The following is a 17569-nucleotide window of genomic DNA, read 5'->3' as shown; positions in this document are numbered from 1 at the left end:
AGAGGGCGGCGACGTTCCGCCGCCCCGTCTTCCCAACAGAAGCGTCAAGCGCCCTCGGCCACCGCCAGCAGCGCGTCGACATCGACCGACGACTCCAGCCGGTCGGCAACGGCATCGAGCGCCCGCTCCACCGCCACGCCATAGGCCAGTTCCGACCCGTCGCCGCCCAGCCGGCGCAGATAGGCGGCACGGAATCCGTCCGCGCCGAACAGCCCGTGCAAATAGCAGCCGGCAACCCGCCCGTCCGCCGACTCCGCGCCGTCCGTCACGCCGCCCGCAAGTTCCAGCATCGGCCGCGCCCGGTCCGGCCCCTCGGTGCGGCCCATGTGCATCTCATAGCCCGCCACCGCCGCGCCGGTGCGGCGCTCGGTGCCGCGTGCCTCCTCCAGCACCTTCGGCCCCATCAGCACCGTTTCAACGTCCAGCAGCCCGAGCCCGGCGGCGTCTCCCGGTGGTCCCTCGATGCCGTCCGGATCGGCGATGCGCCGGCCCAGCATCTGATAGCCGCCGCAGATGCCCAGTACGCGCCCGCCACGCCGCCAATGGGCCAGCAGGTCGACGTCCCAACCCTGCGCCCGCAGGAAGGCGAGGTCGGCAATCGTCGCCTTGGTGCCGGGCAGGATCACCAGATCGGCATCGCCGGGCAGCGGCTGCCCCGGACGGACCATGGTCAGCGCGACACCCGCTTCCTGCGCCAACGGATCGAAATCGTCGAAGTTGGCGATGCGCGACAGCATCGGCACCGCGACGCGCAACGACCCGTTCCCCGCAGCGCGCGGCCGGTCGAGCGCCACCGCATCCTCCGCCGGCAGCGTTGCCGCCTCGTGCAGCCAGGGCACCACGCCGAACCCACGCCATCCGGTGTGGCTCTCGATGATCCGCAGCCCTTCATCGAACAGGCGCATATCGCCGCGGAACTTGTTGATAAGAAAGCCCTTGATCCGCTCCTGTTCAGATTTTGGTAGAAGTGCGTGGGTGCCGACCAGACTGGCGATCACACCGCCGCGGTCGATGTCGCCGACCAGCAGGACCGGCACGTCGGCGGCCGTCGCGAAGCCCATGTTGGCGATGTCGCCGGCCCGCAGATTGACTTCCGCCGGGCTGCCGGCGCCCTCGACCACAACGATGTCGGCCTCGCCCCGCAGCCGCTCGAAACTGTCGAGGACGGTGCCCAGCAGTTCGCGCTTGCGCACCTGATAGTCGGCGGCCCGCGCGGTGCCGACCACCACGCCGCGCACCACCACCTGGGACCCGACATCCGACTGCGGCTTCAGCAGCACCGGGTTCATATGGACGCTGGGCGCCACGCCGCAGGCCCGCGCCTGGAGCGCCTGTGCGCGGCCGATCTCGCCGCCGTCAGCCGTCACCGCCGCGTTGTTGGACATGTTCTGCGGCTTGAAAGGCCGGACGGTCAGCCCACGCCGCACCAGCGCCCGGCACAGCCCGGCCACCAGCAGCGACTTGCCGACGTCCGAGCCGGTGCCCTGCAGCATGATCGCCCCAGACCGCATCGCCCGAGTTCGCATAACTCAGAACTCGATCCCGGCCTGGGCCTTCACCCCGGCCTCGAACGGGTGCTTGACCAGCGTCATCTCGGTGACGAGGTCGGCGGCGGCGATCAGCTCCGGCTTGGCGTTGCGGCCAGTGATGCAGACATGCAGGTCGGGCCGGCGGGCGGCCAGCGTCGCCAGCACCTCGTCCAGGGCCAAGTAGTCCATGCGCAGCACGATGTTCAGTTCGTCCAGCACGATCAGGCGATAGCGCGGGTCGGCCATCAGTTCCTTGGCCTTGGCCCAGGCGGCCTCGGCGGCGGCGATGTCGCGGGCGCGGTCCTGGGTGTCCCAGGTGAAGCCCTCGCCCATCGTGTAGAAATCGACCAGATCCTCGAAGCGCTCCAGCGCCACCGTCTCGCCGGTGGACCAGGCGCCCTTGACGAACTGCACCATGCCGACGCGCATGCCGTGGCCGACGGCGCGCATCATCAGGCCGAAGGCGGCGGTGGACTTGCCCTTGCCCTTGCCGGTGTGGACCATCAGCAGGCCCTTCTCCACCGTCTTGGAGGCGAGAGCGCGCTCCTGCAACGCCTTGCGCCGCTTCATCTTCTCGGCGTGGCGGCGGTTCAGGTCTTCGGTGTCGGTCATACGGGAGTTCCCTTCACGAACATCGGCAGACCGGCGACGGTCAGCACGACGCGCGGCGCCACGGCCGCGATGGATTGGTGCAGGCGGCCGACATGGTCGCGGAAGCGGCGCGCCAGCGCATTGTCGGGCACGATGCCCATCCCGACCTCGTTGGAGACCAGGACCACCCGGCCCGGCAGAGTCGGCAGAAGCTCCACCAGCGCCGCGCTCTCCGCCGCGACGTCGGCCTCCGCCATCATCAAATTGGTCAGCCACAGGGTCAGGCAATCGACCAGGACGCCGGTGCCCTCGGCGGCATGGCGGCGCAGGACCCCGGTCAGGTCGCGCGGCTCCTCCACCGTCGTCCAGTCGGGGCCGCGGTCGTCGCGATGCTTCGCCACCCGCTCCGCCATTTCCGAATCCCACACCTGCGAGGTGGCGATGTAGACGCGCGGGCCACCCAGCGCCGTGGCCAACCCCTCGCCATAGCGGCTCTTGCCCGACCGCGCGCCGCCCAGCACCAGCGTCAGATCGGCGCTCATTCCCCCAACCGTCATTCCCAGGCTGTCCCGTCGCGATGCCGATAGGCGCCGTCGCGCCAGATCATGTCCTCGTCGGAATAGTCGATCTCGTCGCCGGCGCTGCGGTCGCCGACCTCCAGATAGCTGGCCGGGCGGTCGCTGCGGTTGATCAGCCGGTGGCCGTCGGCGACGCCATGCGGGAAGCCGGCGCACATGCCGGCGGTCAGCAGCGTCTCGCCGGCGTCGGTCACCAGCGTCAGTTCGCCCTCCACCACATAGACGAACTCGTCCTGTCTGCTGTGCCAGTGGCGCAGGGCGGAGGAGGCCCCGGGCGCCAGCCGGGTCAGGTTGACGCCGAAATTGCTCAAGCCCAGCGGATCGCCCAGCACCACCCGGTGCCGCCCGGCGACCTGCGCCCGGAACGGCCGCGGATAGTCAGTGGCGCCGGTTTCGGCGGTCAGCGTCGCGGGATCAAGGACCGGTGGGTTCGGCACGGGCGCTCTCCGGTTCTGCAGTGCGGGTCCGGACTGTCGCAAACCGCACCGGCGGCGTCAAACGGCTCAAGTCCCCTTACAGGGCAGGGTTGCCCGCCCCATGGCTGGACAGGTGCCCGTTCGCCCACCATGCTTATTGCAGCGCAAAACAACAACCTGCGATGCGATGTCGACCCTGGAAATTATCAGCCGCCGTCCCACCGGCATGCCGCCCATTAGCACGCCGAAAGCGCCGCCGCTCCTGTTCGTCCATGGCGCCTTCAGCGGCGCCTGGATCTGGGATGCCAAGTTCCTGCCCTGGTTCGCCGCGCGCGGGTGGGAAGCCCATGCCGTCTCTCTGCGCGGCCATGGCAACAGCGAAGGGCGCGACCGGCTGCATGATTTCGGCATCGCTGATTACATCGATGACGTGCTGGAGGCGGCAGATCGCCTCTCCGCGCCGCCGGTGCTGATCGGTCATTCGATGGGCGGCATGGTGGTGCAGCGCGCGCTGGCGAAGCGCCGCTTTCCCGCCGGCGTGCTGATGGCGTCCGCCCCGCCCTACGGCCTGCTGTCCTCCACCATGGGGCTGGCCTGGCGCTCGCCCTATGTGTTTCAGCAGATGTCGATGCTGATGACCTTCGGCGAGAAGGCGATCGACCCCGACGCCATCCGCCGCGCTATGTTCTCCGACAAGATGCCGCGCGCCGAAGCCGCCAAGTACGAGAGCTACCTGCAGGAGGAATCGCGCCGCGTCCTGCTGGACATCGGCGGCTGGATCCCCTTCCCCGTCCTGCCGCCGCGCGACATGCCGATGCTGGTGATGGGCGCGGAGGAAGACCTGCTGTTCCCCCGTGCGGAGGTGGTCGCCACCGCCGCGACGCTGGGTACCCAGCCGGTGTTCATGCCGGGCATGGGCCACGCGATGATGCTGGAGCAGGACTGGCAGACGGCCGCCGAGCGGGTCGAGGCGTGGATCACCGCGACGGTGACGGCCGAGGTGGCCTGAGGCCACCCTAAGCCTTGGGCCGCTCCGACCGGGAATAGTTGCTGAAGTGCCCCTCCTTCGCCGCCATCCGGCGGGCGGACTGGACGATGGCGCCGGACTTGCCTTCCGACGCCACGTTCGACAGATGGCGGGTCAGGTCGGCGCTGCCGCAGGATGGGCAGGCGGGCGTCTCACCGAAGCGCACCAGGGTCTCGAACCCATGGTCGCAGGCCTTGCAGCGATAGGAATAAAGCGGCATCGCACCCTCGCGGAACGGATCGCATCGTCCCGAGAATGCCGCAATATCCATAACAATAAAATGGTTTTGTTGCGCCGCACCAAAATCGGTCAGGCGGCAGCCCCGCCGAAATCGAAGCCGGCCGCTTCGACCGCCTGCCGCACCACATCGGCCGGAATGCCGCCGTCGACCACCACGGTGCCGGTGGCGAGGTCGACGGTCACGGCAGCATCGGGGGCCGCCTTGGTGATCGCGTTGGAAACGGAGCGGGCGCAGCCGCCGCAGGTCATTCCATCCACCTTGTACGCATCGGCCATCGTCACGGGGCTCCCCTTTGGGTCGGGTCAGCCGCCGGCATGGTGCGTCCGCACCACCGCGCTGACCGGGACAAGAACGAAGCCACGCTTTTGCACATCCGGCAGCCAGGACGCCAGAGCTTCGATTGTCGCATCATGCGGATGACCGATGGCGACGGCATAGCCCTGCCGCTTCGCCACCTGCTCCGTCTTCGCCAGCTGGGCCTTCACCGCCGCCACTGTCTCCTCGTTGTCGAGGAAGATGTCGCGGCCGACCCAGGGCATCTTCAGCTCCCGCGCCAGCCCGATTCCGGCGCTGTTGGGCGTCGTCCGGCTGTCCAGCCACAGCAGGCCTCGGCGGTGCAGCTCCGCCAGCACCGGCGCCAGCGCCGCCCGGTCGGCGGTGAACCGGCTGCCCATATGGTTGTTCACGCCGACATAGCCGTCAAAGCTGTCGAGCGCGGCGCGGAACCGCTTGACGATCTCACCCTTGTCCAGCGAGACCAGCAGAGCGTTCGGCCCCGGATCGGCCTTCACGCTGGGCTCCATCGGCATGTGCAGCATCAGCTCGTGCCCATTGGCGCGGGCCGCCTTCGATTGGGCCGACAGGTCACGGGCATAGGGCAGCCAGGACAGCGTCAGCGGACCATGCAGCCCGACCATCCGCGCCGAGCGGTTGCGGTCCAGCCCCATGTCGTCAATGACGATGGCGATGATCGGCCTGCCCGGCGGCACCTCGGCCGGCAGCGCGTTCTTGCGCCACAGCGCGGCGTTGCCCGAAGGTGCCTGCACCGGCGGCTGAGCCGGCGGCGCCGGCGGCGGCAGCATCGCCACCGTCGTAGCCGGCGGACGCACCTCAACCTTATCCTGCGCCGGCTTTTCAGGCACCGCATGTTCCGGCCCTTCCGCCGCATGCGCCGGCGCCTCGGCCTTCGCCGCGGGCGGCGAAGGTGGCGTTGCGGGTGGCGCGGAGGCTGGCGCAGGCGGCACCGCGGCCTGCTGAACCGGCGCCTGCGGTGCCTTTTCCCCGCCGGACCGTCCGCCGGTCAACGTGGCGACGCCCATCGCCACGGCGAACACCGCGGCGACCGCAGCCAGAGCCAGAACGAAGGGATTCGACAGAAACGGAGGAAGCGAAGTTTTGCGGGCTTTCGAAGGCGCCTTGCGGGCCATGGTGACGATGTCCATCCTGCGACCGGGGCGCCGCACAGTGGCACCCCACCGCCGCCGCCGCAACCGCCCAAACGGCGCAAAGGGCCGGGGCGGAACCCGTCCTTTCCATACCGCCAAGCCCACCCGGCCAAGCCCACCCGGAAGAGTCCATCCGATGCGTCCCATCTTTGTTACCGCAACGCTCCTGCTGGCGACCACCGCCCCGGCTCAGGCGGCCGGCGGCCTGCAATGCCCGGCCAGCCTGACGGTCCAGGCGCAGCCAGATGCCCCCGGCGGCTGGTCGCCCTACCCCGGCCGCGACAGCCACGGCTTCGCCGGCATCTCTCTGGTCGAGGGCGACCGCGCCAGCGAAATGACCAGCGCCTCGCCCGCCACCCTGGCCCCCGACCGCGAGGTCCGGCGCGGCCGCAGCATCGTTCAGGTCTGGGAGTTCACCGGCGCCCGGCGACGGAACATCTTCCTGGTCTGCCGCTATCGCGACACCCAGGCGACGCTCGCAGCCGACCTGCCATCCCATATCCGCCGCTGCACCCTGACGCTGGCGACCGACATCCGCGGGACCGTCCTGGACGACCCGAAGACCCCGCCGCAGCTCGACTGCCGGTGAAGAGGCGAAGTTCTGCGCGGAGGCTGGAAATCCGCCCCCTCAGCGGCTAGGGTGTCCATCGTTGGAACAGGGCCGGAACGGTCCCGACGGTCAGGTGGAAGGCGGAAGGCGCATGCTGCTGCTCATCGATAACTACGACAGCTTTACCTACAACCTCGTCCATTACCTGGGCGAGCTTGGCGCCGACGTGCAGGTCCGCCGCAACGACGCCCTGACGGTGCAGGAGGCGATGGATCTGCGCCCCGACGGCATCGTGCTTTCCCCTGGCCCCTGCGATCCCGACCGCGCCGGCATCTGCCTGCCCCTGATCGACGCCGCCGCCAAGGCCCGCCTGCCGCTGTTGGGCGTGTGCCTGGGCCACCAGTCCATCGGCCAGTCCTTCGGCGGCCGGGTGATCCGCGCGCCGGTGCCGATGCACGGCAAGGTCGACAACATCCTGCACCAGGGCCGCGGCGTGCTCGCCGGCCTGCCCAGCCCGTTCCGCGCCACCCGTTACCATTCGCTGATCGTCGAGCGCGAGACGCTGCCCGCCTGCCTGGAGGTGACCGGCGAAACCGCCGACGGCCTCATCATGGCGCTGGCCCACCGCGAGCTGCCGATACACGGCGTGCAGTTCCATCCCGAGAGCATCGAGAGCGAGCACGGCCACAAGATCCTGCAGAATTTCCTGGACCTGACCCGTCCCCGCCCGGAGAACGCGACCCTGGAGACCGCAGCATGAGCGGCGACCTCACTGATATGAAGGCCATCCTGGGCAAGGTCGCCACCGGCGCCGCCCTGACCGAGGCCGAGGCCGGTTTCGCCTTCGACATCATCATGTCCGGCAACGCCACCCCGTCGCAGATGGGCGGCTTCCTGATGGCGCTGCGCGTCCGCGGCGAGACGGTGGACGAGATCACCGGCGCCGCCCGCGTCATGCGCGCCAAGGCAATCCCGGTCGAAGCCCCTCCCGGCACCATCGACACCTGCGGCACCGGCGGCGACGGCGCCGGCACCTACAACATCTCCACCGCCGCGGCGCTGGTGGTGTCGTCCTGCGGCGTGCCGGTCGCCAAGCACGGCAACCGCGCCATCTCGTCGAAGTCCGGCGCCGCCGACGTGCTGGGTTCGCTGGGCGTCAACCTCGACTGCGACTTCGCGCTGGTGCGCAAGGCGCTGTGGGATGCCCACATTGCCTTCCTGATGGCGCCGCGCCACCATATCGCCATGCGCAACGTCGGCCCCACTCGGGTCGAGCTTGGCACCCGCACCGTCTTCAACCTGCTGGGTCCGCTCGCCAACCCGGCGACAGCCAAGCGGCAGGTGCTCGGCGTCTTTTCCAAGCAGTGGGTGGAGCCGCTGGCCCAGGTGCTGAAGCGTCTGGGATCGGAGGCCGCCTGGATCGTCCATGGCTCCGACGGGCTGGACGAAATCACCACCACCGGCCCCACCACAGTCGCCCAGTTGAAGGACGGCGAGGTGACGGTGTTCGAGGTGACGCCGGAGGATGCCGGCCTGCCCCGCGCCCGCATCGAGGACCTGAAGGGCGGCGACGCCCAGGTCAATGCCGAGGCGATCCACGCCCTGTTCGACGGCGTGCATAGCCCCTACCGCGACATCGTCCTGCTGAACGCCGCCGCCGCCCTGCATGTGGCCGGCAAGGCCGCGACGCTGAAGGAGGGTGTGGCGATGGCCGCCGACGCCATCGACAGCGGCGGCGCCCGCGACCGCCTGCGCCGGCTGGTCGCCATCACCAACGAGGCAGTGGCCTGATGAGCGACGTTCTGACCCGCATCAACGACGACAAGCGCGCGCTGGTCGCCTCCCGCAAGGCCGCCCGCCCGCTGTCGGAGGTGGAGGCCGCCGCGAAGGCCGCCAATGAGACCAACCCGCCGCGCGGCTTCATCCGGGCGCTCGGCGCCGCGGTGGAGGCCGGCCGCTACGGGCTGATCGCCGAGATCAAGAAGGCCAGCCCGTCCAAGGGCCTGATCCGCGCCGATTTCGACCCGCCGGCGCTGGCCCGCGCCTATCGCGAGGGCGGGGCGACCTGCCTGTCGGTGCTGACCGACGAGCCCTATTTCCAGGGCAAGGACGAGTATCTCGTCGCCGCCCGCGCCGCGGTGGACCTGCCGGTGCTGCGCAAGGACTTCATGGTCGATCCCTATCAGATCGTGGAGGCCCGCGCGCTGGGTGCCGACTGCATCCTCATCATCATGGCCTCGCTGTCCGACGCCCAGGCGGCGGAGATCGAGGATGCCGCGATATCCCAAGGTCTGGACGTGCTGGTCGAGGTGCATGACCGCGCCGAGCTGGACCGCGCGCTGCTGCTGAAGACGCCGCTGCTCGGCGTCAACAACCGCAACCTCAAGACGCTCGCCGTCGACATCGCGACGACGGAGGAACTGGCGGCCAATGTCCCGGCCGACCGCATGCTGGTGGCGGAAAGCGGCCTCTACACCCCTGCTGATCTCGCCCGCATGGCGAAGGTCGGGGCGCGCTGCTTCCTGGTCGGCGAATCGCTGATGCGGCAGGCCGACGTGACCGCCGCCACCCGCGCCCTGCTGGCGCCGGTGTGACGCAATGGCAGATGTCGCCATCGCCACGGAGAGTCCGCGTCAGGACGAGGTGATCGCGCTGGTCGCCGCGCTCGACCGCTATCTGCTGGACCTCTATCCGGCGGACACCTGCCATCTGCTCGACATCGGAGAGCTGGAGGCACCGGACGTGCGCTTCTTCGTCGCCCGCAAGGACGGCGTTCCGGTTGGCTGTGCCGCGCTCCGCGTCGATCATTCGGGTGATGGCCCGACCGGCTATGGCGAGGTCAAGCGCATGTATGTCGATCCCGCCGCCCGCGGCCTCCGCATCGGCGACCGCCTGCTCGCCCGGCTGGAGGAGCAGGCACGGGCCGAGGGGCTGACCGCCCTGCTGCTCGAATCCGGCATCCACCAGCACGAGGCGCTGGCGCTCTACCGCAAGGCCGGCTTCACCGACCGTGGCCCCTATGCCTGTTACGAAGACAACGGCGTCAGCGTCTTCATGGAAAAACCGCTTTTGGAGACCGTGCGATGACCGGCTTCACCCATTTCGATGCCGAGGGCAAGGCGGTGATGGTCGACGTCTCCGACAAGGCGGAAACCGAACGCACTGCCACCGCAGCCGCCACCGTGCTGATGCAGCCGGAAACCCTGGCGCTCATCATGCAGGGCGGGGTGAAGAAGGGCGACGTTCTGTCGGTCGCCCGACTGGCCGGCATCATGGGGGCGAAGCGCACGCCGGACCTGATCCCGCTGTGCCACCCGCTGATGCTGACCTCGGTCAAGGTCGACCTCTCCTGCGATCCCGCCCGCAACGCCGTGGACGTGACCGCCACCTGCAAGCTGAAGGGCCAGACCGGCGTGGAGATGGAGGCGCTGACCGCCGTCACCGTCGCGGCGCTGACCGTTTACGACATGTGCAAGGCGGTTGACCGCGGCATGACCATCACCGACGTCCGCCTGCTGCACAAGGCCGGCGGCAAGAGCGGCAAATGGGGCGCGTCCTCCACCGCCAGCCCATCCGCAGGAGCGTAATCCGATGATCTCCGTCGCCGAGGCGCGCGCCCGCATCCTGTCGGCCTTCGCCCCTCTGCCGGCGGAGACCGTCGCCCTGCCCGACGCGCTGGGCCGCGTGCTGGCCGAACCGGTGATTGCCCGGCTGACCCAGCCGCCCTTCCACGCCGCCGCCATGGACGGCTGGGCGGTGCGCGCCGCCGACATCGCCGCCGCGACCGCCGACACGCCCGTTCCCCTGCGCCGCATCGGCGAATCCTCCGCCGGCCATGCCTTCGACGGCCCCGTCGGCCCTGGTGAGGCGGCGCGCATCTTCACCGGCGCGCCCCTGCCCGACGGCACCGATGCCGTGGTGATGCAGGAGGATTGCAGCGCCGACGACGCCACTGTGCAGATCGGCCGCGCCGTAGTCGTCGGCCGCTTCGTCCGCGAGGCGGGCTTCGACTTCACCCTCGGTCAGGAGCTTCTGCCGAAGGGCCGCCGCCTGACTGCCCGTGACATCGCGCTGGCCGCCGGCGGCAATGTCCCCTGGCTCTCGGTCCATCGCCGGCCGCGCATCGCCATCCTCGCCACCGGCGACGAGATCGCCCTGCCCGGCGACCCGCTGGGGCCGAGCCAGATCGTCAGCACCAACGCGCTCGGCCTCTGCGCCCTCGTCACCGCCCAGGGCGGCCTCGCCCACAATCTGGGAATTGCCAAGGATACGCCGGAGAGTGTGGCGGCCTTGGCGAAGGGGGCCGCAGGGTGCGACCTGCTGGTCACCACCGGCGGTGCCGCCCATGGCGAATACGACCTCGTGCGCGACGTGCTGGCCGAACGCGGCGTGGCGCTGGAGGTGCAGACCGTGGCGATGCGGCCGGGCAAGGCGCTGATGTTCGGCCGCGCCGGATCGGTGCCGCTGCTGGGTCTGCCCGGCAATCCGGTGTCCACCGGCGTCACCGGCGTGCTGTTCCTGCGCCCGATCCTGCGCCTGCTGCAGGGTCTGCCGCCCGAGGACGACCGCCTGCCGCTGCGCGCCCGCCTGACCACCGCGCTGAAGGCCAACGACCGGCGGGAGGAGTATCTCCGCGCGACGCTTGCCGCCGGCCCCGACGGCGTCCTGACCGTCACCCCCTTCGCTCGGCAGGACAGCGCCATCACCACGCTCTACGCCCAGGCCGATTGCCTGATCCCCCGCCCACCCAACGCCGACCCCGAGCCGGCCGGGGCCATGGTGACCGTGCTTCCCCTGACCGATGGAGCGCTCAGCATCTAGACTTGGGACACCCCCCGGACGGCGGATGGAACAGTTGAACAGCATCCCGAAAACTGTTTCACGCTGTTCCAAATGTTCCGTTCAAGTTCTAAAAGAAGCCGATGGGGGGCTTGACGCGCGGCAGGAACCAAACTAGAACATGGAGGCAACGTTTGGTTTTTGTTCCATCTTCAGTCTGGCGACGGCCGGGAGGCATCCATGCTCACGCGCAAGCAGCACGAATTGCTGCTGTTCATCCACGAACGGCTCGGCCAGGGCGGTGTCTCGCCGTCGTTCGACGAGATGAAGGACGCCCTGGGGCTGAAGTCCAAGTCGGGCATCCATCGCCTCATCACCGGACTTGAGGAACGCGGCTTCATCCGCCGCCTGCCCCACCGTGCCCGTGCGCTCGAAGTTCTTCGCCTGCCGGAAGGCCTGGACGCCGCCCGCAGCCGCGCCGCCGCCAAGCCGAAGTTCCAGCCCAACGTCATCAAGGGCGATTTCGTCTTCGCCGGCCGCGACGCCGCTCCGCCCGCCCCGACCCCGGCCGCCGCCAACGAGACGGTTCAGCTCCCGCTCTACGGCCGCATCGCCGCCGGCACGCCGATCGAAGCCCTGCGCGACAACAGCGCCTTCGTCGACGTCCCCGTCTCGATGCTGACCGCCGGCGACCATTACGCGCTGGAGGTTTCCGGCGATTCGATGATCGAGGCCGGCATCCTCGACCACGACACCATCATCATCCAGCGCTGCGACGCGGCGGAGAACGGCACCATCGTCGTCGCCCTGGTCGATGAAGGCGAGGTGACGCTGAAGCGTCTGCGCCGCAAGGGCAACACGGTGGCCCTGGAACCCGCCAACGCCGCCTACGAAACCCGCATCTTCGGCGCCGACCGCGTCCGCGTGCAGGGCAAGCTGGTCGGCCTGGTCCGCAAGTACTGAGGCCGTTGCCCCCTCCCCAACCCTCCCCCACCTTCGGTGGGAGAGGGAGCGAGTGGCGGCGCAGCGGAGTTCCCTCTCCCGCGAAGCGGGGGAGGGTTAGGGTGGGGGTAACAGCGCCTCTCACCTCCCCCCGGTCCAAGGCCGATCCCCCCTAAGCCCCCGCACCGTCTCCACCCGGACACCCCCGGCCGTCACCGTCAGCGTATGCGCCCCTTCTTGCCGCAGCGCCCACCGGTCGATCACCACTCCGGCCCGGCACCCGCGCGCTACCGCCGCCGTCACCACCGCATCCGCCGCGCCACAATCCTCGTCCAGCGCGTCCGGCAGCCGCGGCAATGCCAGCGTCTTCCCACGCACGCGATACAAGCACCCCAGCGCATCGCAACTCAGCGACCGCCCGCCCTCGCTCCATCCGCCCGCCGCCGGCCAGGGCTCCGCCGCTGTCCGCTCCCCATCGCGTTCCCTCCAGGTCTCGGTCAGCCGCCCGCCGCCCTTGCCCGAGCCACTGAGCCGCCCGTCCGGCAGCCTCACCGCCACCACCGTCCCGTCCCCCGCCACCAGCACATCCGGCCGTTCGACCAGCATCGGCGAGGCCAACCCCGCCAGGATCGGCAGCATCCCCAACCAGCGCCACCGCCGCGTCCACACACACAGCCAGAGCCCGCCCGCCACCAGCGCGGCGAACCCCTCCACCGGCATCGCCGGCACCGTCAGCGATGCCCAGGGCAACCGGCCGAAGAACTCCGCGGTCCAGATCACCGCCCGGTCACCCCAGTTCATGGCGATCAGCGCCGGCGCCTCCAGCCCGATGGGCAGCAGCGCGTAGGCGATCAGGCTCCACGGCATGACCCAGAAGGACGTGATGGGAATCGCGATCAGATTCGACAGCACGCCATAAAAGGCGATCTGCTGAAAATGGAAGAGCGAGAACGGCAAGGTCGCCAGCGTCGCCACCACGCTGGTCAGCAGGATTCCGCCGACATAGAACAGCCCGCGCACAAGCCATCCCGCGTCGCGTCGCCATTCCGCCAGCTTGACACTGCCACGCTCGAACGCCGCGATCAGCGCCACCACCGCGGCGAATGACATCTGGAAGCTGGGTCCCAGCATCCCCTCCGGGTCCATGGCGATGGTGACCAGCCCGGCGAAGGCGACCAGCCGCATGCTCAGCGGATGGCGGTCCAGCATGATCGCCCCCATCACCATCCCGGTCATCAGCACCGACCGCACCGTCGGCAGCGGCGCCCCGACCAGCAGCGTATAGGCGAGCGCCGACACAATCCCGAACAAAGCCGCGATCTTCTTGATCGGCCATCGCAGCGCGATATAGGGCACCGCCGCCATCAGCGCCCGCACCACATAAAACAGGATGCCAGCCGCGATGCCGACATGCAGGCCGGAAATCGACAGAAGATGCGCCAGCCCGCTGTTGCGGAAATCATCCAGCGTCGCTTCGGGAATGCCAAACTCCTCGCCGTTCAGCAGCGCCGTGGTGACGCTCGCCTCCACCGGGTCGCCGATCGCCGCCGCGACGCGCTCCGCGATGGCTCCCCGCGCCCGCTCGAAGGCGATGGCAACCGTGCTCCATCCCGTCACCGGCGGCGCCTCCACCTGTTCCACCGCCCCTGTGGCAAAGCCGGTCCCACCCAGACCCATGAACCAGGCCCGCCGCTGGAAGTCGAAGGCACCGGGTTCCGCCGGCGCCTGCGGCGGCAACAGCGTCGCCCGCAGCCGGACCACCGATCCCGGAGCGGGAGCGGGGTTGCGGTCGGACAGGCGGATTCTCAAGGCCGCCGGCATCTGCTCCGGTGCCAGTCTGCTGACCGTTACCTCGCGCAACGTGATGCGCACCGCACCCGGCCGCCGCTCCACCGCCATCACCCGCCCGGTGACGGTGGCACCCGCGATGCTTCGGGTCAGGACCGGCGCCGCCATGCGCGCCGTATGCGCCTGCGCCACCAGGAATCCGGCCGCCACCATCAGCAGAGCCATCGCCACTCCGGCCAGTGCGAACCGGCGCCGCACAGCCAACAACAGAATCACCGCCCCGCCGACCGCCGCGAGCCCGCCCCACCAGACCGGCTCCTGCCGCAACCAGAAATACAGCGACACCCCCGCCCCAAAAGCGACGGGCAGCCACAGAACCCAACGCTCCCCCTCGGCTCCTGCCAACGCCGCGAGTCGCCTGCCGGCGCGCGCCAACAGGCGCCACCATGGTCCGCTGAGCGCCGGTGGGTTGTCCGTCTCCTCCTCCGGCCAGCCGGCGGCGGTCACCGGCAGCGGCTTCCCGGCGCAGCGATGCCGCCCGCGAGCCCTTCAACGACCGTCCATGCACGCATCGCATTGCCTCCAAGCCGGGTGGCTGTGTTAAACCACGGTGTCGAACCACCGGCGCATCATACCAGCGCCGAACCGGAAATTGAGAGACCGATGACCGTCGTCACCCGCTTCGCTCCGTCGCCGACCGGCTTTCTGCACATCGGCGGTGGCCGAACCGCCCTGTTCAACTGGCTGTACGCCCGCAACACCGGCGGCAAGTTCCTGCTGCGGATCGAAGACACCGACCGGCAACGTTCGACCCAGGCGGCGGTGGACGCCATTCTCGATGGGCTGAAGTGGCTGGGGCTCGACTGGGACGGCGACGCCGTCAGCCAGTTCGAGCGCAAGGACCGTCATGCCGAGGTGGCGCACCAGATGCTGGCCGCCGGCAAGGCCTATCGCTGCTATTGCAGCCCGGAAGAGCTGGAGGAAATGCGGGCCGCCCAGAAGGCGGCCGGGCAGCCGATGCGCTATGATGGCCGCTGGCGTGACCGTCCCGAGTCCGATGCCCCTCCGGGCGTTGCTCCGGTGATCCGGCTGAAGGCGCCGCAGGAGGGCCAAACCGTCCTGAACGACCTCGTCCAGGGCGAGGTGACGGTGCAGAACGCCCAGCTGGACGACCTGATCCTGCTGCGCGCCGACGGTACCCCGACCTATCTGCTGGCTGTGGTGGTCGACGACCACGACATGAACGTCACCCACGTCATCCGCGGCGACGACCATCTGACCAACACCTTCCGCCAGATCCAGATCTTCAACGCCATGGGCTGGGATCTGCCGCGCTTCGGCCACATCCCGCTGATCCATGGCCCCGACGGCGCCAAGCTGTCCAAGCGTCACGGCGCGCTGGGCGTCGATGCCTACCGCGACATGGGCTATCTGCCGGAAGCGGTCCGCAACTATCTGCTGCGGCTCGGTTGGTCGCATGGCGACGACGAGATCATCTCGACCGAACAGGCCATCGAGTGGTTCAACCTGGAGAGCATCGGCCGCTCGCCGTCGCGCTTCGACTTCGCGAAGCTCGAGAATCTGAATGCCCATTACATGCGGCTTGCCGAAGATTCCCGGCTGCTCGGCCTGATCGCCCCGCGCCTGGAGGCGGAACTCGGCCGCGGCCTGAGCGATAGCGAACGCGACCTTCTGACGCGGGCTATGAACGGCCTGAAGCAGCGCGCCCGCACCGTGGTCGATCTGGCGCAGAGCGCACGCTTCTATGTCGCGCCGCAGCCGCTCAGCTATGACGAAAAAGCGTCCGCGCTGCTGGACGAAAAGGGCCGCAATCTGTTGAAAGAACTGGCGGCTGCCTTCGCCGAAGAGCCGGAATTCACCGCCGCTGCGCTGGAATCGCAGGTTCGCGCCTTCGCCGAGGCACGGGGCGAAAAGCTGGGCAAGGTGGCTCAGCCGTTGCGCGCCGCGCTGACCGGATCGACGGTGTCGCCGCCGATCTTCGAAGTGGCCGAACTGCTGGGCCGCGAGGCAACGCTTTCTCGCATCCGCGATGCAGCGGGTGCAGCATAATGGTCACTTCCGTGCGTTGCCATCGGGCAGCCTTGGAACTATGCTGCGCCGACGAAAAAAGGGCGCCAAGCCCGACCCTCAACGATAAGGACGTGCCGAGATGACCCAGACTGAGGACGGCAAGGATACCGTAACCCTCATCGACAATAAGACGGGCAAGCAGGTCACGATGCCGGTCCTGCACGGCAGCGTCGGGCCGAGCGTGATTGACATCCGCAAGCTCTACGCCGAGACCGGCCACTTCACCTACGATCCGGGCTTCACCTCGACGGGCAGCTGCGAATCGCAGATCACCTACATCGACGGCGACGAAGGTGTTCTGCTGCACCGCGGCTACGCCATCGACGACCTGGCCGAACATTCGACCTTCCCGGAAGTCTGCTTCCTCCTGCTCAACAACCACCTGCCGACCGCGGCCGAGCGCACGGAGTTCGAGAACATCCTGCGCCGCCACTCGATGGTGCACGAGCAGCTGACCAAGTTCTACAGCGGCTTCCGCCGTGACGCCCACCCGATGGCGATCATGTGCGGCGTCGTCGGCGCCCTGTCGGCCTTCTACCACGACTCGCTGGACATCAACGATCCGCAGGCGCGCAAGATCGCCGCGCACCGCCTGATCGCCAAGATGCCGACGATCGCGGCCATGGCCTACAAGTATTCGACCGGCCAGCCCTTCATGTATCCGCGCAACGACCTGTCGTATGCGGAGAACTTCCTTTACATGACCTTCGGCACGCCCTGCGAGCCGTTCAAGGTCAACCCGATCCTGTCCAAGGCGATGGACAAGATCTTCATCCTGCATGCCGACCATGAGCAGAACGCCTCGACCTCGACCGTCCGTCTGGCCGGTTCGTCGGGCGCCAACCCGTTCGCCTGCATCGCCGCCGGCATCGCCTCGCTGTGGGGTCCGGCCCATGGCGGTGCGAACGAAGCCGTTCTGAAGATGCTGGAGGAGATCGGCTCGGTGGATCGCATCCCCGAGTTCGTCCGCCGCGCCAAGGACAAGAACGACAACTTCCGCCTGATGGGCTTCGGCCACCGGGTCTACAAGAACTACGATCCGCGCGCCCAGGTCATGCGCCAGACCTGCCACGAGGTCCTCGGCGAGCTCGGCATCAAGGACGAGCCGCTGCTGGACATCGCGATGGAGCTGGAGAAGATCGCCCTGTCGGACGAGTACTTCATCGAGAAGAAGCTCTATCCGAACGTCGACTTCTACTCGGGCATCATTCTGAAGGCGATGGGCTTCCCGACCAGCATGTTCACCGTGCTGTTCGCGTTGGCCCGCACCGTCGGCTGGATCAGCCAGTGGAAGGAGATGATCGAGGACCCGGTGCAGAAGATCGGCCGTCCGCGTCAGCTCTACACCGGCCAGACCAAGCGGCCGTTCGTGCCGCTAGCCGAGCGTGGCTAACCGGCCCACAGCCCACATCGGAATGGGCGGCTCCAACGGAGCCGCCCAAGACCCGACTGCGTACATCGTTCCGGCCCGGCGGGTGCGTCTGCGCCCGCCGGCCAACGACAACAGGGCGCCGCTCGGTTGGCGCGTCCGCCGCCTGATCGTCTATCTGTTGATCCTGGCACTGATCGCCGGGATCGTCTTCATCTGAGGC

Annotated in this window: 20 protein-coding genes; 12 read left to right on the top strand and 8 right to left on the bottom strand. The window is 68.9% G+C overall.

From position 1 onward, the window contains the following. Positions 1-44 precede the first annotated feature (44 nt). From M5E06_RS04555 to M5E06_RS04540, 4 genes are read right to left on the bottom strand one after another with little or no spacing between them, the layout of a single operon-like run. Positions 45-1511 (bottom strand): cobyric acid synthase, encoded by a 1467-nt coding sequence (locus M5E06_RS04555; RefSeq protein WP_252137308.1) that lies wholly within the window; start codon positions 1509-1511, stop codon positions 45-47. Positions 1512-1529: 18 nt separating this feature from the next. Further along, positions 1530-2141, bottom strand: coding sequence for a cob(I)yrinic acid a,c-diamide adenosyltransferase (gene cobO, locus M5E06_RS04550; protein ID WP_252137307.1), 612 nt, complete (start codon positions 2139-2141; stop codon positions 1530-1532). Next, entirely contained in the window at positions 2138-2662 is a 525-nt protein-coding gene (gene cobU / locus M5E06_RS04545; RefSeq protein WP_252137306.1) for a bifunctional adenosylcobinamide kinase/adenosylcobinamide-phosphate guanylyltransferase, read from the bottom strand. Before cobU ends, cobO begins: the two co-directional genes overlap by 4 nt. An 11-nt stretch (positions 2663-2673) precedes the next feature. Further along, complete coding sequence (locus M5E06_RS04540; protein ID WP_252137305.1) at positions 2674-3135, bottom strand: cupin domain-containing protein; 462 nt, start codon at positions 3133-3135, stop codon at positions 2674-2676. A gap of 166 nt (positions 3136-3301) precedes the next feature. On the opposite strand from M5E06_RS04540, the gene M5E06_RS04535 reads away from it, so the two are divergent. After that, positions 3302-4123 (top strand): alpha/beta hydrolase, encoded by an 822-nt coding sequence (locus M5E06_RS04535; RefSeq protein ID WP_252137304.1) that lies wholly within the window; start codon positions 3302-3304, stop codon positions 4121-4123. A gap of 7 nt (positions 4124-4130) precedes the next feature. Here the strand turns inward: M5E06_RS04535 and M5E06_RS04530 are convergent, their stop codons facing one another. The 3 genes from M5E06_RS04530 to M5E06_RS35455 form a co-directional block, all read right to left on the bottom strand. Beyond that, positions 4131-4361 (bottom strand): FmdB family zinc ribbon protein, encoded by a 231-nt coding sequence (locus tag M5E06_RS04530; RefSeq protein ID WP_252137303.1) that lies wholly within the window; start codon positions 4359-4361, stop codon positions 4131-4133. A gap of 89 nt (positions 4362-4450) precedes the next feature. After that, positions 4451-4657, bottom strand: a complete 207-nt coding sequence (locus M5E06_RS04525; RefSeq protein ID WP_252137302.1) for a heavy-metal-associated domain-containing protein — start codon at positions 4655-4657, stop codon at positions 4451-4453. A 27-nt stretch (positions 4658-4684) separates the two neighbouring features. Next, positions 4685-5824: a divergent polysaccharide deacetylase family protein gene (locus tag M5E06_RS35455; RefSeq protein ID WP_286208616.1), complete on the bottom strand. Its 1140-nt coding sequence runs from the start codon at positions 5822-5824 to the stop codon at positions 4685-4687. Positions 5825-5963: 139 nt separating this feature from the next. Between M5E06_RS35455 and M5E06_RS04515 the strand changes: the two genes are divergently transcribed. The 8 genes from M5E06_RS04515 to lexA all read left to right on the top strand — a co-directional run bounded on the left by M5E06_RS04515 (position 5964) and on the right by lexA (position 12119). Then, complete coding sequence (locus tag M5E06_RS04515; protein WP_252137301.1) at positions 5964-6416, top strand: STY0301 family protein; 453 nt, start codon at positions 5964-5966, stop codon at positions 6414-6416. Between the two features lie 112 nt (positions 6417-6528). After that, on the top strand, positions 6529-7137 hold the full coding sequence (locus M5E06_RS04510) for an anthranilate synthase component II (protein ID WP_252137300.1): 609 nt from the start codon (positions 6529-6531) through the stop codon (positions 7135-7137). Next, entirely contained in the window at positions 7134-8168 is a 1035-nt protein-coding gene (gene trpD, locus M5E06_RS04505; RefSeq protein ID WP_109155569.1) for an anthranilate phosphoribosyltransferase, read from the top strand. Before M5E06_RS04510 ends, trpD begins: the two co-directional genes overlap by 4 nt. Further along, on the top strand, positions 8168-8971 hold the full coding sequence (trpC, locus tag M5E06_RS04500; RefSeq protein WP_109151373.1) for an indole-3-glycerol phosphate synthase TrpC: 804 nt from the start codon (positions 8168-8170) through the stop codon (positions 8969-8971). The genes trpD and trpC overlap by 1 nt, the downstream gene beginning before the upstream one ends. Before the next feature lie 4 nt (positions 8972-8975). Continuing rightward, positions 8976-9464: a GNAT family N-acetyltransferase gene (locus M5E06_RS04495; RefSeq protein WP_252137299.1), complete on the top strand. Its 489-nt coding sequence runs from the start codon at positions 8976-8978 to the stop codon at positions 9462-9464. Continuing rightward, complete coding sequence (moaC, locus tag M5E06_RS04490; RefSeq protein ID WP_252137298.1) at positions 9461-9964, top strand: cyclic pyranopterin monophosphate synthase MoaC; 504 nt, start codon at positions 9461-9463, stop codon at positions 9962-9964. The genes M5E06_RS04495 and moaC overlap by 4 nt, the downstream gene beginning before the upstream one ends. A gap of 4 nt (positions 9965-9968) precedes the next feature. Then, positions 9969-11198 carry a molybdopterin molybdotransferase MoeA gene (locus M5E06_RS04485; RefSeq protein ID WP_252137297.1) on the top strand — a complete coding sequence of 410 codons (1230 nt, stop codon included), beginning with the start codon at positions 9969-9971 and terminating at the stop codon, positions 11196-11198. Between the two features lie 198 nt (positions 11199-11396). Then, positions 11397-12119, top strand: coding sequence for a transcriptional repressor LexA (gene lexA, locus M5E06_RS04480; protein ID WP_252137296.1), 723 nt, complete (start codon positions 11397-11399; stop codon positions 12117-12119). A 120-nt stretch (positions 12120-12239) separates the two neighbouring features. On the opposite strand, the gene M5E06_RS04475 is transcribed toward lexA, so the two are convergent. Next, complete coding sequence (locus M5E06_RS04475; protein WP_252137295.1) at positions 12240-14393, bottom strand: ComEC/Rec2 family competence protein; 2154 nt, start codon at positions 14391-14393, stop codon at positions 12240-12242. Positions 14394-14549: 156 nt separating this feature from the next. Here M5E06_RS04475 and gltX point away from each other — a divergent pair, with 156 nt between their 5' ends. From gltX to M5E06_RS04460, 3 genes are all read left to right on the top strand, one after another. Further along, a complete protein-coding gene (gltX, locus tag M5E06_RS04470; protein WP_252137294.1) occupies positions 14550-15956 on the top strand; it encodes a glutamate--tRNA ligase in 1407 nt (468 codons plus the stop codon). 100 nt (positions 15957-16056) lie between these two features. Beyond that, positions 16057-17370, top strand: coding sequence for a citrate synthase (gltA, locus tag M5E06_RS04465; RefSeq protein ID WP_109151380.1), 1314 nt, complete (start codon positions 16057-16059; stop codon positions 17368-17370). Between the two features lie 22 nt (positions 17371-17392). Then, entirely contained in the window at positions 17393-17566 is a 174-nt protein-coding gene (locus M5E06_RS04460; protein WP_158280154.1) for a hypothetical protein, read from the top strand. Positions 17567-17569 lie beyond the last annotated feature (3 nt).

The sequence above is a fragment of the Azospirillum sp. A1-3 genome (assembly GCF_023806445.1).
In the GTDB taxonomy this organism is placed as follows: Bacteria; Pseudomonadota; Alphaproteobacteria; order Azospirillales; family Azospirillaceae; genus Azospirillum.
Note: the sequence above shows the minus strand (reverse complement) of the source record. Positions and strands in the feature narration are given on the sequence as shown.

Excerpts from the sequence above, each read along its gene's own strand:
- M5E06_RS04555 (WP_252137308.1), bottom strand. The coding sequence starts at position 1,511 with ATGCGGTCTGGGGCGATCATGCTGCAGGGCACCGGCTCGGACGTCGGC.
- cobO (WP_252137307.1), bottom strand. The coding sequence starts at position 2,141 with ATGACCGACACCGAAGACCTGAACCGCCGCCACGCCGAGAAGATGAAG.
- cobU (WP_252137306.1), bottom strand. The coding sequence starts at position 2,662 with ATGAGCGCCGATCTGACGCTGGTGCTGGGCGGCGCGCGGTCGGGCAAG.
- M5E06_RS04535 (WP_252137304.1), top strand. The coding sequence starts at position 3,302 with ATGTCGACCCTGGAAATTATCAGCCGCCGTCCCACCGGCATGCCGCCC.
- M5E06_RS04530 (WP_252137303.1), bottom strand. The coding sequence starts at position 4,361 with ATGCCGCTTTATTCCTATCGCTGCAAGGCCTGCGACCATGGGTTCGAG.
- M5E06_RS04525 (WP_252137302.1), bottom strand. The coding sequence starts at position 4,657 with ATGGCCGATGCGTACAAGGTGGATGGAATGACCTGCGGCGGCTGCGCC.
- M5E06_RS35455 (WP_286208616.1), bottom strand. The coding sequence starts at position 5,824 with ATGGACATCGTCACCATGGCCCGCAAGGCGCCTTCGAAAGCCCGCAAA.
- M5E06_RS04515 (WP_252137301.1), top strand. The coding sequence starts at position 5,964 with ATGCGTCCCATCTTTGTTACCGCAACGCTCCTGCTGGCGACCACCGCC.
- M5E06_RS04510 (WP_252137300.1), top strand. The coding sequence starts at position 6,529 with ATGCTGCTGCTCATCGATAACTACGACAGCTTTACCTACAACCTCGTC.
- trpD (WP_109155569.1), top strand. The coding sequence starts at position 7,134 with ATGAGCGGCGACCTCACTGATATGAAGGCCATCCTGGGCAAGGTCGCC.
- trpC (WP_109151373.1), top strand. The coding sequence starts at position 8,168 with ATGAGCGACGTTCTGACCCGCATCAACGACGACAAGCGCGCGCTGGTC.
- M5E06_RS04495 (WP_252137299.1), top strand. The coding sequence starts at position 8,976 with ATGGCAGATGTCGCCATCGCCACGGAGAGTCCGCGTCAGGACGAGGTG.
- moaC (WP_252137298.1), top strand. The coding sequence starts at position 9,461 with ATGACCGGCTTCACCCATTTCGATGCCGAGGGCAAGGCGGTGATGGTC.
- M5E06_RS04485 (WP_252137297.1), top strand. The coding sequence starts at position 9,969 with ATGATCTCCGTCGCCGAGGCGCGCGCCCGCATCCTGTCGGCCTTCGCC.
- lexA (WP_252137296.1), top strand. The coding sequence starts at position 11,397 with ATGCTCACGCGCAAGCAGCACGAATTGCTGCTGTTCATCCACGAACGG.
- gltX (WP_252137294.1), top strand. The coding sequence starts at position 14,550 with ATGACCGTCGTCACCCGCTTCGCTCCGTCGCCGACCGGCTTTCTGCAC.
- gltA (WP_109151380.1), top strand. The coding sequence starts at position 16,057 with ATGACCCAGACTGAGGACGGCAAGGATACCGTAACCCTCATCGACAAT.
- M5E06_RS04460 (WP_158280154.1), top strand. The coding sequence starts at position 17,393 with ATGGGCGGCTCCAACGGAGCCGCCCAAGACCCGACTGCGTACATCGTT.